This window comes from Nonomuraea sp. NPDC048882, assembly GCF_040649755.1.
GTDB classification, from domain to species: Bacteria; Actinomycetota; Actinomycetes; order Streptosporangiales; family Streptosporangiaceae; genus Nonomuraea; species Nonomuraea maheshkhaliensis.
Genome location: NZ_JBEZGB010000038.1, coordinates 11,320 through 26,263 on the forward strand (window position 1 = coordinate 11,320; position 14,944 = coordinate 26,263).

The 14,944-nt window shown below is 70.1% G+C and carries 14 protein-coding genes; 10 read left to right on the forward strand and 4 right to left on the reverse strand.

Features of this window, described 5'->3' with window-relative positions; translation table 11 throughout:
• Positions 1-372: 372 nt before the first annotated feature.
• Together rsgA and aroA are read right to left on the reverse strand one after the other, a co-directional pair.
• Positions 373-1,449, reverse strand: a complete 1,077-nt coding sequence (rsgA, locus tag AB0C27_RS55285; protein ID WP_357863290.1) for a ribosome small subunit-dependent GTPase A — start codon at positions 1,447-1,449, stop codon at positions 373-375.
• A gap of 795 nt (positions 1,450-2,244) precedes the next feature.
• Positions 2,245-3,597, reverse strand: a complete 1,353-nt coding sequence (aroA, locus tag AB0C27_RS55290; RefSeq protein ID WP_357863221.1) for a 3-phosphoshikimate 1-carboxyvinyltransferase — start codon at positions 3,595-3,597, stop codon at positions 2,245-2,247.
• A 247-nt stretch (positions 3,598-3,844) separates the two neighbouring features.
• Here aroA and AB0C27_RS55295 point away from each other — a divergent pair, with 247 nt between their 5' ends.
• Positions 3,845-4,591 carry an SOS response-associated peptidase gene (locus tag AB0C27_RS55295; RefSeq protein WP_357863224.1) on the forward strand — a complete coding sequence of 249 codons (747 nt, stop codon included), beginning with the start codon at positions 3,845-3,847 and terminating at the stop codon, positions 4,589-4,591.
• 154 nt (positions 4,592-4,745) lie between these two features.
• Positions 4,746-5,078: a TraR/DksA C4-type zinc finger protein gene (locus AB0C27_RS55300; protein ID WP_357863227.1), complete on the forward strand. Its 333-nt coding sequence runs from the start codon at positions 4,746-4,748 to the stop codon at positions 5,076-5,078.
• Positions 5,079-5,174: 96 nt separating this feature from the next.
• On the opposite strand, the gene AB0C27_RS55305 is transcribed toward AB0C27_RS55300, so the two are convergent.
• The gene (locus tag AB0C27_RS55305; protein WP_326635444.1) at positions 5,175-5,912 is read right to left on the reverse strand and encodes a methyltransferase domain-containing protein; all 738 of its coding nucleotides are present in this window, start codon (positions 5,910-5,912) and stop codon (positions 5,175-5,177) included.
• Positions 5,913-6,145: 233 nt separating this feature from the next.
• On the opposite strand from AB0C27_RS55305, the gene AB0C27_RS55310 reads away from it, so the two are divergent.
• The 7 genes from AB0C27_RS55310 to AB0C27_RS55340 all read left to right on the forward strand — a co-directional run bounded on the left by AB0C27_RS55310 (position 6,146) and on the right by AB0C27_RS55340 (position 12,678).
• A complete protein-coding gene (locus tag AB0C27_RS55310; protein WP_345565875.1) occupies positions 6,146-6,751 on the forward strand; it encodes a sigma-70 family RNA polymerase sigma factor in 606 nt (201 codons plus the stop codon).
• A complete protein-coding gene (gene rsrA / locus AB0C27_RS55315) occupies positions 6,748-7,014 on the forward strand; it encodes a mycothiol system anti-sigma-R factor (RefSeq protein ID WP_346110363.1) in 267 nt (88 codons plus the stop codon). The genes AB0C27_RS55310 and rsrA overlap by 4 nt, the downstream gene beginning before the upstream one ends.
• Before the next feature lie 10 nt (positions 7,015-7,024).
• Positions 7,025-7,966, forward strand: a complete 942-nt coding sequence (locus AB0C27_RS55320) for an NAD-dependent epimerase/dehydratase family protein (protein WP_357863231.1) — start codon at positions 7,025-7,027, stop codon at positions 7,964-7,966.
• Between the two features lie 221 nt (positions 7,967-8,187).
• Positions 8,188-9,543 carry an HD-GYP domain-containing protein gene (locus AB0C27_RS55325; RefSeq protein ID WP_357863234.1) on the forward strand — a complete coding sequence of 452 codons (1,356 nt, stop codon included), beginning with the start codon at positions 8,188-8,190 and terminating at the stop codon, positions 9,541-9,543.
• Positions 9,540-10,832, forward strand: coding sequence for an HD domain-containing phosphohydrolase (locus AB0C27_RS55330; RefSeq protein WP_357863237.1), 1,293 nt, complete (start codon positions 9,540-9,542; stop codon positions 10,830-10,832). The genes AB0C27_RS55325 and AB0C27_RS55330 overlap by 4 nt, the downstream gene beginning before the upstream one ends.
• A 235-nt stretch (positions 10,833-11,067) precedes the next feature.
• A complete protein-coding gene (locus AB0C27_RS55335; RefSeq protein WP_357863239.1) occupies positions 11,068-12,423 on the forward strand; it encodes a biotin carboxylase N-terminal domain-containing protein in 1,356 nt (451 codons plus the stop codon).
• A 42-nt stretch (positions 12,424-12,465) separates the two neighbouring features.
• Positions 12,466-12,678 (forward strand): biotin/lipoyl-binding carrier protein, encoded by a 213-nt coding sequence (locus tag AB0C27_RS55340; RefSeq protein ID WP_345389604.1) that lies wholly within the window; start codon positions 12,466-12,468, stop codon positions 12,676-12,678.
• Here the strand turns inward: AB0C27_RS55340 and AB0C27_RS55345 are convergent.
• A complete protein-coding gene (locus AB0C27_RS55345; protein WP_357863242.1) occupies positions 12,668-13,048 on the reverse strand; it encodes a thioesterase family protein in 381 nt (126 codons plus the stop codon). The genes AB0C27_RS55340 and AB0C27_RS55345 overlap by 11 nt on opposite strands.
• 259 nt (positions 13,049-13,307) lie before the next feature.
• On the opposite strand from AB0C27_RS55345, the gene AB0C27_RS55350 reads away from it, so the two are divergent.
• Complete coding sequence (locus AB0C27_RS55350) at positions 13,308-14,939, forward strand: protein kinase (RefSeq protein WP_357863244.1); 1,632 nt, start codon at positions 13,308-13,310, stop codon at positions 14,937-14,939.
• Positions 14,940-14,944 lie beyond the last annotated feature (5 nt).

Here is a 14,944-nt window from a genome sequence, read left to right on the forward strand (position 1 = left end):
CCAAGTGCTGGACGCGTTTGCTCGTGGCGTACCTGATCGCCCCGGACATGTCCGCCGACCGCGGAGCTTCCGATCACAGAGCAGTTGGCCCGATCGCCGGGCACTCGGCCGCAGGTCCTTCGATCGAGAGGCCGCCCACCGCCGGACCGTCGACCGCCGGGCCTCCGATCGCGGGGCGGAGGCGGCGATGACGGAGGACTCAGCGGGATGGGCTGAACGGTCGGCGGGACGGCGTGAACGGTCAGTAGGACGGCGTGAAGGGGCTACGGGACATCGACGACGACCTCGTGGACGACCCCGTGTCGTTCTCGACCCCGTGTCGTACTGGCGCTGATCGGGCCCGTGCGGGGGGCAGGAGATTTCGTGGGGAGATCAGGAGATCTCGTCCGGTACGGGCTCGCGGCGTGTCGTGGGTGAGTCGTCCGGGGTGCCGTCGCGGCTGGACAGGAGGCGGCGCAGGGACCTCAAGCGGGCGGGGTCGGCCTTGCCCTCCGCCACCAGTGTGTCCAGCGCGCACCCTTCGCCCAGGTGCGTACAACCCTTCGGGCAGTTGACCGTGCCTTCGTTCAGATCGGGGAAGGCCGCCAGCACCGTCTCCACCGAGACGTGGGCCAGGCCGAAGCTGCGCACGCCGGGGGTGTCGATGATCCACCCACCCTCTGGCAGTTCCAGGGCCACGGCCGAGGTGGAGGTGTGGCGCCCGCGGCCGGTGACCGCGTTGACCTGGGAGACGGCCCGGTTCGCGTCGGGGACCAGGGCGTTGACCAGGGTCGACTTGCCGACCCCCGAATGGCCGACCAGAACGCTGATGCGCCCGGTCAGGTGGTCGCGCAACTCGTCGAGCGAACCACCCTTGTGCACCACCACGTGCGCCACGCCCAGCGGTTCGTACTGTGCCACCAGCTCGTCGGGCGGAGCGAGGTCGGACTTGGTGAGGCAGAGCAGGGCGTCGATCTCGGCGTCGAACGCGGCCACCAGGATCCTGTCGATCATCCGGGGCCTGGGCGGCGGGTCGGCCAGCGCGGTCACGATGACGAGCTGGTCGGCGTTGGCCACGACCGGACGCTCGATGCCGTCCGTGTCCTCGGTGTCGTCGGCCGAGCGGCGCAGCATGGACGTGCGCGGCTCCACCCTGACCACCCTGGCGAGGGTGTCGGGGCGGCCCGACACATCTCCCACGAGCGCCACCCTGTCACCCACGACGATGCCCTTACGCCCGAGCTCGCGCGCCTTCATGGCGACCACGAGCCGGCGCTGGGGCGGCTTTCGCTTCTGGGCCGAGCCTTTCGGGCGTTCCGGCTCGATCAGCGTGGTGTAGCGGCCGCGGTCGACGGCCACCACGAACCCCTCGACGGCGTCTTCATGCGCAGGACGAATCCGGGTCCGGGGCCTGGAGCCCTTGCCCGGCCTGACCCGTACGTCGTCCTCGTCGTATTCCCGCTTGCTCAGCGGTCTGCTCCCATGCGCTCGCTTCCTCTCATTGCGGTGCCCGGCTCAGTGCCCATCGGCTCTGTGCCGGCCTGCTCTGTGCTGATCTGCTCAGTGGTGGCCGGTTGTTCGGTGCTGATCGGTTCTGCGGCGATCGATTCCGTGCTGACCGGCTTCATGGCGGCCGATTGGCCTGATGGCGTCGGTGGGTGGGGCCGGTGCTGAGCTTGCGCCTGACCGGTGAGTGCGGCATCCCGTCCGGTGCGATCGGTGAGTGCGCTGTGCTGACCTGTGGCCCATGAACGGACGTGCTGAGCTGTGTGGCCGGCGCACGTGACGTGCTCTGTTGTGCGCTCGATGAGCGTGATGTCCTGGCTGGTGTGGCCGGGGAACGTGGTGCGCTCTGCTGCGTGGACGGTGAGAGCGGTGTCAGGCCCGGCGTGAGTGGTGGCGGTGCCAGGCCCAGTGCGAATGGTGGCGGCGTCAGGCCCAGTGCGAGTGGTGAACGTGATGTGCCGGCCTGGATGGCTGGTTGGCGTGGCGACCTGTCGGTGGGTGTGGTCGGTGGGTGTGCTGTGGCGGTGGGTGGAGCTGATGGTGCTGGTGTGGCGTTTGGTGGGGCTGGTGGTGCCGTGGTGGGTGCCAGCTGGGGCTGGGCGGGTGGCGGTGTCGTGCTGGTGCGTCTGTTCATCGTCATGCGGGCAGCGCCGTCTCACGCGCCGCCGCCCTCTTCCGCTGTGCCCGGCGTGTCCAAGGTAAAACCAGCGCTCGCGGGCCGGCGAGTGTCGGCCCTGGTCGGGCGTATGTGAGCGGTGTTCATCGGGCGTCCAGCATCGCCGTCCACATCTGGACGAACTCCGGCAGGGTCTTGGCGGTCGTCGCGATGTTCTCCACCTCGACGCCGGGCACGGCCAGGCCGATCACCGCGCCGGCCGTGGCCATGCGGTGGTCGGCGTAGCTGTGGAAGGTGCCGCCGTGCAGCGGGCGGGGGCGGATGATCAGGCCGTCCTCGGTCTCCTCCGCGTCACCGCCGAGGCGGTTGATCTCGGTGGCGAGTGCGGCCAGCCGGTCGGTCTCGTGGCCGCGCAGGTGGCTGACGCCCCGGATGCGGCTGGGCGTGGTCGCCAGTGCGGCGAGGGCGGCGATCGTCGGGGTCAGCTCGCCCACCTCGTGCAGGTCGGTGTCGATGCCGGTGATCACGCCCGTCCCTCTGACCACCAGATCGGTGACGCCGGAGCCGGTGGCCGCCGGCGCACTCGTCCTGGACGAAGCCGCATCCGTGGCGGAGGAGTCGGCCGGGGAGCCGGCGGAGCGGGTGACCTCGGCGCCCATCTGGGTGAGCAGGTCGCGGAGGGCGTCGCCTGCCTGCGTGGTGGTGAGGGGCCAGCCGGGGATCGTCACCGTGCCACCCGTAACCAGGGCCGCCGCCAGGAACGGGGCCGCGTTGGACAGGTCGGGCTCCACCGTCATGTCTCTGGCCGCGATCGGGCCGGGCGCCACCCGCCACACGTCGGGCTCGCTGTCGTCGACCGCCACGCCGACCGCCCTGAGCATCTCGACGGTCATCTCGATGTGGGGCTGCGAGGGGACCGGCGGGCCCACGTGGCGGATCTCGACGCCCTTCTCGAACCGGGCCGCCGTCAGCAGCAGGCCCGAGACGAACTGGGACGAGCCGGACGCGTCGAGCACGACCTCCCCGCCCGTCAGCGGACCGCTGATCGTGAACGGCAGGGCGTCGTTGTCGATGCGTGCGCCGAGCGCGCGCAGGGCGTCGAGGATGGGGCCCATCGGGCGCTTGCGGGCATGTGGGTCGCCGTCGAACGAGACGGGGCCGTCGGCGAGCGCGGCCATCGGCGGCACGAAGCGCATGACCGTGCCCGCCAGGCCGACGTCGACGTGGGCGCCGCCGCGGATGGGGCCTGGGGCCACCTGCCAGTCGACCCCCGCCGCGCTCTCCTCGGTCGGGATCAGGGTCGTGCCCAACGAGCGCAGCGCCGACGCCATGAGGTCCGCGTCGCGGCTGCGCAGCGCCTGGCGCACGATGCCCGGGCCGTCGGCGAGGGCCGCGAGGAGGAGCGCGCGGTTGGTCACCGACTTGGAGCCGGGCAGCGGGACGGTGGCGGTGACCGGAGCGGTCGCCACCGGTGCGGGCCAGTGCGGAGCGGGCATGGTCAAAGAGTACTGGCCGTGGCGGGGCGGGGGTCACAGCCTGTGGATAACGACTGTCGCACTGTTGCGGCCTGTGGATGGCCGCGTCCCTCGGCATGTCGGATGGACGTCGCCTCCATATCGGGTGGACTTGGCGCTGGCGTGTCGGGTGGGCCTGGTCCGGGCGTGTCGGGTGGGTCTCGTCCTGGCGTGTCGGGTGCGCGTGCCCAAACATGCGATCGAAAGCCGGACATGGCAGTGTGGGGACATGTGCGGTAGATACGCGTCGGCGCGTAAGAAGCACGAGCTGCTTGAGGAGTTCGAGGTCGAGCAGGACGCCGAGCCCGACAAGGAGCTCGGCGCCGACTACAACGTCGCCCCGACCAAGAACGTCTACGCCGTCCTGAGCCGGGTGCCCAAGGAGGCCGAGCGGGCGGTGCGGCAGCTCAGGGTGGTGAAGTGGGGCCTGGTGCCGGCCTGGGCCAAGGACCCGTCGATCGGCTCGCGGCTGATCAACGCCAGGGCCGAGACGCTGGCGGAGAAGCCGTCGTTCCGGCAGGCGTTCGCCAAGCGCAGATGCCTGCTGCCGGCGGACGGCTACTTCGAGTGGATGCCCGTCGAGGGAGAAAAGAAGAAGAAACAGCCGTACTTCATCCATCCCGCAGACGGCGGGGTGCTGGCGATGGCGGGCCTGTACGAGTTCTGGAAGGACCCCTCGCGCGAGGACGACGACCCGCTCAAGTGGCTCGTCACCTGCACCGTCATCACCACGGACGCGGAGGACCAGCTCGGCCGCATCCACGACAGGATGCCGATGATGATCGAGCGCGAGCGCTGGTCCGAGTGGCTCGACCCCAAGCTCACCGACACCTCCCAGGCCGCCGGGCTGCTGGTGCCGGCCGAGTCGGGGCGGCTCACCGCGTACGCGGTCTCCACGGATGTGAACAACGTCCGGAACAATGGCCCCGACCTCATCAAACCGCTACCCGAGGAGGAGGAAACCGCGCTTTTCTAAAGGTGTAAGAGGCGCGATAAGTGGGCATCCGGTGAGGAAAGCGATGCATCCGTTTACTCGGAGTCACCGCCAAAATGCCCCCTAATTGCGCCGGGCGGGACATCCGGGGAGTCCTAGCCGCGGGTTGCCCTTATTCACCCGGAGGTGCGGATTCGTGGACGTCACGACCGCTCGTGAGCGGCTGGAAGACATGCTCGTGGAGCTGGACCGCTCGATTGGGGTCCTGCGGGGCGACCCCGTCGCCGTACGCGAATACTCCGCGGCGGACGCCGGCTCGGACCTGACCGACAACGACCGCGCCCAGGCCATGCTGACCGTGGCCACCGCGCAGCGGCAGGCGGTCGTCGAGGCCATCAAGCGCGTCGAGGAGGGGGTGTACGGCAGATGCGTCGACTGCGCCCTACAGGTGCCGGAGGGCCGCCTGGAGGCCCGCCCTGAAGCCGCGCGCTGCGTGCAGTGCCAGGGAAAGCGGGAACGCCGCCGCTGACCACAGAGGTCGTCGCCGAGGGCACGCGAACCGCCCCCGCACGAAGCGCGAGCCGCCGGACACGAAGAACGGCGGCACGGCGTTCGTCGTCGGGCGTCAGGTCTTGCGGGCGCTGGCCACCAGGTGGATGCCGACCGTGTCGTCGTCGTCGGGATGGGCGTCGAGCTCCGTGCGCACCAGGTAGTTGAGCGCGCGCGAGTCCGACCCGAGCACGTGGTCGACCGTCGACGGCGACAGCACCGTGCGTGGCCGCATCCACTCCACTTCGAGCCCGGCCCCCACCAGCAGCTCACGCAGCTGCCCGCTGCTGAAGCAGCGCGTGATGCTGCCGTCGGGCCAGGGCACCAGCATGACCTCGCCGGTCTGCCGCAGGTGCTGCCACTGCCCCTGCTCTGCCAGGATCGCCATGCCTAGCACCAGCGAGTCGACGCACACGAGTGCCCGCCCGCCGGGACGCAGCACGCGGGCCACGTCGCTCATCGCGGACTCGGCCATCAGCTCGATCGACATCACCCGCTCCTCCGCGAGCACCGCGTCCACGCTCGCGTCGGGCAGGAAGGACAGGTCGTCGGCGCGTACGTGGCGGACCCGGTCGGCGTCGCGCAGCCGGGAGCCGTCAAGGGTCCTGCGGAAGTCGAGCACCTCGATCACCCGGTGTCCGGCCCTGGCGGCCTGGCCGGACCAGCGCCCGCGGCCGCCGGAGAGGTCGAGGATCACGGAGGGGTCGGCGGGGAGCCATCGGTTGAGTTGTTCGGCGGCTACGGCACGGTAGAAGGTCCAGTACGGCCCGAGCGTCCCTGAGCCGTTCAGTTCCTCGGCCGGAATGGGCAGCACACGCGACTCCTGGGTTCCGGAAAAAGGGCTACCAGCCGGTACGTATGACGTTCCCCGCACCGGGTCCTTCGTACCTTCTATCTTGCGGGAACAGACAAGGGCGCGGGCGTGTTGCGACGAGCATGCTCACATTGGTCGAACCCCGGCCCACTGACCGACTGGTCGCGGGCCAGCGGGTATCCTCCCCTGAGTACGGTGTTCCGCCACAGCCGGCCACCGGTGATCTTAGGGGGGTGGGTCCGGTGCCCGCGACAGGCGCGGAGACGCTGGAGCAGCGAAGCGAGCGATTCGAGCGCGACGTCATGCCGTATCTCGAGCAGCTCTACTCCGCCGCGCTCCGGATGACCCGAAATCCCGCGGACGCGGAGGACCTGCTGCAGGAGACCTTCGCCAAGGCGTTCGCTTCTTTCCACCAGTTCCAGCAGGGCACGAATCTCAAGGCGTGGCTCTACCGGATCCTGACCAACACCTTCATCAACAGCTACCGCAAGAAGCAGCGGGAGCCGAAGCAGTCGGGCACGGAGGAGATCGAGGACTGGCAGCTCGCCAGGGCCGAGTCGCACACGTCGAGCGGCCTGAAGTCGGCCGAGGTGGAGGCGCTCGAACACCTCCCCGACGGCGACATCAAGCAGGCTCTGGCGGCTCTGCCCGAGGAGTTCAGGATCGCGGTCTACCTGGCCGACGTCGAAGGCTTCCCCTATAAGGAGATCGCCGACATCATGGGGACCCCCATCGGGACCGTGATGTCGAGGTTGCACAGGGGACGCAGGCAGCTGCGGGGCCTCCTTGAGGATTACGCTCGCGGGCGTGGCCTGGTCCCGGCGGAGGGATCGAAATGAGCTGTGGCAACGCGCACGACACCGACTGTCGTGAGGTGCTCGACAAGGTCTACGCCTATCTCGACGGCGAGCTGACCGAGGGTGACGTGGCCGACATCCGGGTTCATCTCGACGAGTGCAGCCCGTGCCTGAAGGAATACGACCTGGACAAGGCGGTCAAGGCGCTGGTGGCCAAACACTGCGGCTGCGACCCCGTTCCCTCGGACCTGCGCTCCAAGGTGCTGGCCCGCATCGAGCAGGTGCGTTCGGAGCTGGCCGACTAAGATTCACCCCATGCGCGTGTTGGTCACCGGGGGTGCCGGGTTCATCGGGTCGAATCTCGTCGATCGTCTGCTCGCGGACGAGCACGAGGTGCACGTGGTCGACGACCTGTCCACCGGCAAGAGGGAAAACCTGGCCGGTGCGGCGGCGCACGACCGCTTCACGCTGCACGAGATGGACATCCGCGATCCCGCGCTGGTCGCGCTGGCGACCGAGCTGCAGCCTGAGGTGGTCTGTCACCTGGCCGCGCAGATCAGCGTGCGCAAGAGCGTGGCCGATCCGGTGCACGACGCCAGGCTCAACGTCGAGGGCATCGCGGCGGTGCTGACCGCGGCCCACGAGGGGCGCACGCGCAAGGTGGTGTTCGCCTCGTCCGTGGCCGTCTACGGGCGGCCCGCCACCATTCCGGTGCCGGCCGACGCCGCGACCGACCCGCGGTCGCCGTACGCGGCCTCGAAGCTCAGCGGCGAGATCTACCTGGCCACGTTCCGCGCTCTTTACGGCCTCGAATACACCACGCTGGTGCTGTCCAACGTCTACGGCCCGCGGCAGTCGCCCGAAGGCGAGGCGGGTGTGGTGGCGATCTTCACCGACGCGCTGCTCAACGGCACGCCCACGGTCCTCTACGGCGACGGCACCCAGACCCGCGACTACGTCTTCATCGACGACGTGGTCGACGGCTTCGTCAGGGCGTGCGGCGCGGAGGGCAACGGGCGCAGGTTCAACCTCGGCACCGGCATCCAGACCACCGACCGCCGCCTGCACTCCCTCATCGCCGACGCGGCCGGCGCCCAGGACAAACCGGGCTTCGCGCCGCCGCGTCCCGGCGATCTGCCGGCGATGGCGGTCGATCCGGTGCCGGCCCACGACGGGCTGCGCTGGCAGCCACGCACCGACCTGCCGACCGGGGTGAAGAAAACAGTCGAATGGGCCGCGAATCGTCGCGTGAAGTAGTGGCATGATTACGCTTTGCTTGCGATTTCCGACTCCGCCCTTGCGCCCACGCCGACTTCTGTAGCGTGAACCCCACAAGTCGACGTGGAGGCATGGGGATGATGAAGGTTATGGTCGCCCGGCTGCTCACGGCCATCGTGCTGATCACCCCGGTGATCATGGTGGTCGGCGGAGCGGTGGCTCCTGGGGTGTCCTGGACCTGAACACCGTGGGGGGCCGCAATGCGTGAACTGCCGTGGCCCGCAAGGGTCTATCTGGTCGCCGTGATCGGTGCGGCGGCCGCTCTCATCGGACGCAGCGTGCTCGTCTCCGGCACGCCCGTGGCCGTGGAGGATCTCGACATCCTCCTGGTGCTCGCCCTGCTGTTCCTGGTGTGCGAGTCGATGCCGACGCTGCTCAACGTGGAGCAGTTCGCGGTGTCGGTCAGCTTCTCGGCCTCGCTGGCGGCCGTGGTGCTGATCGGGCCGGAAGGCGCCGCGCTGGTCGGCTTCACCGCGCTCTTCAGCGTCCGGCCGGGGCTGCCGCTGGTCAAGCGGCTGTTCAACGGGGCCCAGTTCGCCATCTGCGGCTACGTCGCCGGGCGGGTCTACGAGGCGCTGGACGGCCGGGTGGGGGTGCCCGAGGTCAACGCGTTCGACGACCTCATCGGCCCGTACGCCGCGGCGACCGCCGTCTTCGTGCCGCTCAACATCGCGCTCACACTCACCATGATCGGGCTGGCCACCCATGTGCGGGCCACCGAGATGCCGGTGCGGGGCATGGCCCAGTTCCTGCTGTCCTATCTCGGATACGGGACGTTCGGGCTGCTCGTGGCCGGGCTGTGGGCCACCGTGGCGTCGATCTCGGCGGTGCTGGTGCTGCTGCCGCTGTTCGTGGCGCGGTGGGCGTTCGGCCAGTATCACGCCCAGCAGCGCTCCTACGACGCCACGATCGCGGCGCTCTGCCAGGCCGTGGAGACGAAGGACTACTACACCAGGGGCCACTGCACGCGCGTCTCGCACGCCTCCTCCATGATCGCTCAAGAGATCGGCATGGGGCTCGAACGGGTGCGCGCCATCCGCTACGCGGGCATGCTGCACGACGTCGGCAAGCTCGGCGTGCCCACCAAGGTGCTGCAGAAGGACGGGCCGCTGACCGAGGAGGAGTTCGCCGCGATCCAGCTCCATCCGATGCGCGGGCTGGAGATCGTGCGCGGCATCGGCTTCCTCGACGAGGCCTACGCCGGGATCATGCACCACCACGAGCGCCACGACGGCACCGGCTACCCGATGGGGCTGGCCGGTGACGAGATCCCCGAGTTCGCCAAGGTGATCGCGGTGGCCGACGCGTTCGACTCGATGACCTCCGACCGCTCCTACCGGGGCGCGCGGCCGGTGCCCGTGGCCGTGGACGAGCTGCGCAAGAGCGCGGGCACCCACTTCGACCCGGTGATGGTGGCGGCCTTCATCAGGGCGCTCGAACGCGAGCCGTGGCAGCCGCCGCGCCGGGTCGACCCGCCGCCGCCCGAGGCCGCCGAGACGCCGATCAAGGACCACGACGACCCGACCATGCCCATCCAGGTCGTGACCGGGCCATGATCACCACAGAGCGCGTCAGGCGTACCGAACGATCCAGGAACACGGTCCTGCGCCGGCTCGACTCCGGGCAGCTGCTGCTCATCTGCGCGGCGGGCATCGTCGCGCTGGCCGGCGTCACCTACACCGCGGCCGTCGGGCTGCAGCGCCCGCAGATCGCGGTCGGGTTCGGAGCGCTCATCGCCGTCGGCGAGCTGGCCAGGCTCACCATGCCGGGCAACAGGGAGGTGGCGCCGATCGGCGCCGCCGCCGCGCTCGGCTACACGCTGCTGCTCGACCTCAGCCAGAACCCGCTCACCCACCCCGCGTTGCAGGTCGTCGCCGTGATCGCGGTCGGCATGGTCGCGGGGGCGCTGCCGCACCTGGCGGTGGGCCGGCCGCCGCGCCTCGACGCGATGGCCAGGCGGCTGCTCACCGGCTCGCTGCTCGCCTTCGCCTTCCGGCCGCTGGCCGGCACCCTCTACGAGCTGACCAAGCCGCCGACCAGCACGTGGTGGCCGGCGCTCGCGGTGATGGTGTCGCTCATCGCGGTCACCCTGCTGATCGACGTGCTGATCGCCGCGATGCTGCGGGCCGAGCAGGTGCGCACGGCGTTCAGGGTGGCCGTGCGCGACGAACTCAACATGGCCTTCCCGCTGGGGGCCGCGGTGGCCTCCTCCGGCGTGCTGCTGGCGCTGGCCACGCACAGCATGGACCTGGTGGCGCTGCTGGTGTTCGCCGCGCCGCTGCTGGTCACGCAGGTGGCCTTCCGTAAATACGCCGGCATCAGGGCCACCTACCTGCAGACCGTGCGCGCCCTGTCGCGGGTGACCGAGGTCGGCGGCTACGTCGAGCCCGGGCACTCGCGCCGGGTGAGCCGCCTGGCCGTGGCCATCGGCAGAGAGCTGGGCATGGCCGAGCCCGAGCTGCTCGAACTCGAGTACGCCGCGCTCATGCACGACATCGGCCAGCTCTCGCTGCGCGACCCGATCCCGGGCGGCGCGACCGTGCTGACCGATCCCGAGCAGGCGCGCCGCATCGCCGAGCTGGGCGCCGAGGTGATCAGGCAGACCGGGGTGCTGGACCGGGTGGCCGAGGTGGTCAGCCGGCAGTGCGACCCGATCAGCGACGACCCGCCGCTGTCGAGCCGGATTATCCGGGTGGCCAACGCCTACGACGACCTGGTGGGGCCGTCGACCGACCGCGACCGCGGGGGTGCGGCGCTGGAGCGGATCCGGTTGTCGTCCGGCAGCGCGTACGATTCTCATGCGGTCGAGGCGCTCGCCCGGGTGATCGACCGCGGCCGCGTCTGAGACCGTACGCGTCGTATCGCGTAAGTTCGAGACGCACAACGCCCGGACATTCCGGGCGCCCTTGCCCGGCGCCGCGATGGGCGCATTCCTGGGGCGCGTTCCTGTCCTACAGTCCGGGGGGCGACAGTCGTGTTCACGGACGCTCACCTTTGTAGGGTTTCTACAGATCGAACTCGCCGGATCGGTGGTTTCGGGGGAAAGGGGTCAGGCCTCCGGCGGCCATAGGCTGGTCGGCGTGCTTAATGAGACGCTCGGATCCGTTCTGATCGCCAACCGAGGGGAGATCGCGCGGCGGATCATCCGTACGGTCAAGCGGCTGGGCCTGCGGGCCATCGCGGTTCACTCCGAGGCCGACGCCGACCTGCCGTTCGTGTGTGAGGCCGATGAGGCCGTGCTGATCGGCCCGGCCAGTCCCGCGCAGAGCTATCTCGACGTCGCGAAGGTGCTGGAGGCGGCCCGCGCGACCGGCGCGAAGGCGATCCACCCCGGTTACGGCTTCCTCGCCGAGAACGCCGCGTTCGCCAGGGCCGTGATCGACGCCGGGATGGTCTGGATCGGGCCGGCGCCCGAGGCCATCGACAAGATGGGCGACAAGATCAACGCCAGGAACCTGATGGAGGCCGCCGGCGTGCCGGTCGCCGCGGGCACCCGCGAGCCGGTCACCGATCTGTCGCTGGCGCTGAAGGCCGCCGAGAACATCGGCTACCCGGTCATGGTCAAGACCGCGGGCGGCGGCGGTGGCATCGGGATGAGCGTGGCGCACGACGACGACGGGCTGCAGAAGGCGTACGAGCAGGCGGCCAGGGCGGCGGCGCGCTTCTCCGGCGACGCGCTGGACGGCCCCGCCGTGCTGCTTGAGCGCTACATCGAGCGGGCCCGCCACGTCGAGGTGCAGATCCTCGGCCTTCCCGGCGGCCGGGTCGTGGCGCTGGGCGAGCGTGACTGCTCGGTGCAGCGCCGCCACCAGAAGGTCGTCGAGGAGTCCCCTTCGCCCGGCATCACCCCTGAGCTGCGCGAGCGCATGCTGGCCGCCGCCGTACGCGTCGGCGAGGCCGTCGGCTACCTGGGCGCGGGCACGGTCGAGTGCCTGGTCGACGCCGACAAGCAGGACTTCGTGTTCCTGGAGATGAACACCAGGCTGCAGGTGGAGCACCCGGTCACCGAGCTGGTCACCGGGCTCGACCTGGTCGAGCTGCAGTTGCGGGTCGCCGCGGGGGAGAGCCCCGAGGTGCGGCCGGAGCCCCGTGGGCACGCGATCGAGTTCCGGGTCTACGCTGAGGACCCGAAGCGGTTCTTCCCGGGGCCGGGCACGATCACGGCCTGGGACGAGCCGTCCGGCGACGGGGTGCGGGTCGACTCGGGCTACGTGGCGGGCAACGCCGTCACGCCGTTCTACGATCCGCTGATGGCCAAGCTCTGCGTCTACGGCTCCGACCGGGCCGAGGCGCTGGAGCTGGGCCGCAAGGCTGTGGCGGAGTTCACGGTGGAGGGGCCGAAGAACAACCTGCCGTTCTGCGCCGAACTGCTGGAGAACGCGGAGTTCGCCACCGGCGACTACGACACCGGTCTGGTCGCGCGGATGCGCGCCTAGACCGCATGAGACCGTTGAAGCACGCGAAGAAGGGGAGTCCCGGTGGCTGAGGTACGCGCTGAGATGGTGGCGAACGTGTGGAAGGTCGTCGTCAAGGAGGGCGACACCGTCTCCGACGGCGACACGCTGGTCATCCTGGAGTCCATGAAGATGGAGATCCCGGTGATCGCCGAGGACGACGGTGTGGTGGCGCAGCTCAAGGTGGCGGAGGGCGATGTCATCCAGGAGGGCGACCTGATCGCCGTCATCGAGTAGCGCGGGCCATGAACCTGGCGCGGTCGACCACGACGCGTTCGATCGTGCCCTTGCCGACGACGGTTCGCCGGTCGTGGGCCTCGATGGCGAAGACCAGCCGCCGGCCGTCGACCTCCGTGAGCTCCACGCCGACCTGGACGTGGGTGCCGAGCGGGCTGGCGGCGGTGTGCTCAAGCTCGACCCGGGTGCCGACGGACGTCTCGCCCGGGGCGAGGTGCCGCTCGATCGCGCGCATGGTGGCCGCCTCGGCCAGCGCGAGCAGCCGGGGCGTGGCCAGCACGGGCACGTCGCCGCTGCCGAGCTTCTTGGCGGTGTCCTCCATCTCGACCATGATGAGCAGCTGGGCACGCAGGCCGGGAACGAGCGTCATGGGATCACCCTATGGTGGCGAGGGGTGCGGGCCGTCGGATCCGGGGGTGTCGACTTACCGGAAACGCGGACAAGTGTGGCACTAAGGCCCCAGGATAGGCTTTGTACGGCTTGAGGCATTTAAGTGGCATGTGGGACAGGTGAGTCGTACACTCTCTGAGTTCCGTGACCACTGTGTTACCTCACCGCGACACAAGTTCGCTTTGTTGAGAACGGCGGGGTGGGAGAGGTTTCGGACGTAGGGGGGTAGCGGGGGAATCATGGTGGCCCAAGGGACGACGCTGGCGGGGCGGTATCGACTGGATACCCGCATCGGCGCCGGTGGCATGGGCGAGGTGTGGCGAGGCGAGGACATCGTGCTCGCCCGCACCGTCGCCGTCAAAGTGCTGCTCCCAGGCCGTATGGAGGACCCCGGGTTCGTCGCTCGCTTCCAGGGGGAGGCGCGGGCGATGGCCACGATCAACCACTCCGGCGTGGTCGACGTCTACGACTACGGCGTCAGCGGCGACACCGTCTACCTGGTGATGAAGTTCGTCGACGGGGAGCCGCTCGACCGGCTGCTCGGCCGGCTGGGCCGCATCCCGCCGCAACCGGCCATGGAGCTGATCGCGCAGGCCGCCTCGGCGCTCCAGGCCGTCCACGACCAGGGCATCGTGCACCGCGACGTCAAGCCGGGCAACCTGCTCGTGCAGCGCGACGGCACGCTCGTGCTCACCGACTTCGGCATCGCGCGCTCCGACGTCGCCAACCGGCTCACGGACGCCGGCATGGTGCTCGGCACCGCCGCCTACTGCGCTCCCGAGCAGGCCGAGGGCGCGCCCGTGACGCCCGCCGTCGACATCTACGCGCTCGGCGTGGTCGCGTACGAGTGCCTGGTGGGTCAGCGCCCGTTCGACGGCGAAAGTGCGGTCACGATCGCGCTGAAGCACATCCGCGAGGCTCCGCCGCCGCTGCCGCAGGACATCCCTCCGCAGGTGCGCAACCTGGTGGAGATCGCTCTGTCGAAGGATCCGACCAGGCGTTACCCGAGCGCCAGAGCGATGAGCGAAGCCGCCCGCGCCATCGCCAACGGGCAGATGCCCGCCGTCCCCGACCTGCCGGCCGCCCCGCCGGCCACCGGCGCCACCATGGCGCAGCCCCGCGACGGCTATCAGCAGCAGCAGCACCACCACCAGCAGCAGCAGGGGGACCCGGCCTACCAGACCGGCGTCAGGATGGCCCACGAGGACACCACCCTGAGCCAGCGGCGCGGGGGAAGCAGGCGCGCGGCGGTCAAGGGCTCACGCAGGACCGGGCTGATCGCGGGCATCACCGCGGCAGTCGTGCTCGGCGCCGGCGCCACCGCCGTGGCCCTGACCGGCATCACCAACATGGGGCTGCCCGAGCCGACCGTCAGCACCATCGACATCGCCAACCCGAAGCCCAGCACCAGGTCGCCCAAGCCCAGCAGGACCCCCACCAAGGATCCCGAGCCCACGCCGACGCCCGACAAGCCGACCAGGGTGCCGACGCGAACGCCGACGCTCGACAGGCCGACCAGGACGCCGACGAAGACGGCCACCAAGTCGCCGACGACCAGCCCGTCCCCCTCCAAGTCGCCCACTCCCACGACGACGGTCAAGACGATCCTGGTGCCGGACGTGGTCGGCAGGCGCTTCCTGGAGGCGCAGAGCATGATCGAGGCGGCGGGCTTCCAGTCGAAGACCGACGACCGCACCACCACCGTCGACGGCCGGCGCTGCGGCAGGATCCAGAAGACCACGCCGAACGCCGGAGTGAAGCTGGAGGAGGGCAAGACGGTCGTGATCCTCCTCGTCGACAGCGCCTGCCCCGAGGACGAGCCGCCGGAGACCTCCACCCCGACGCCGACGAAGACGCCCACCGCGAAGTAGCGCGC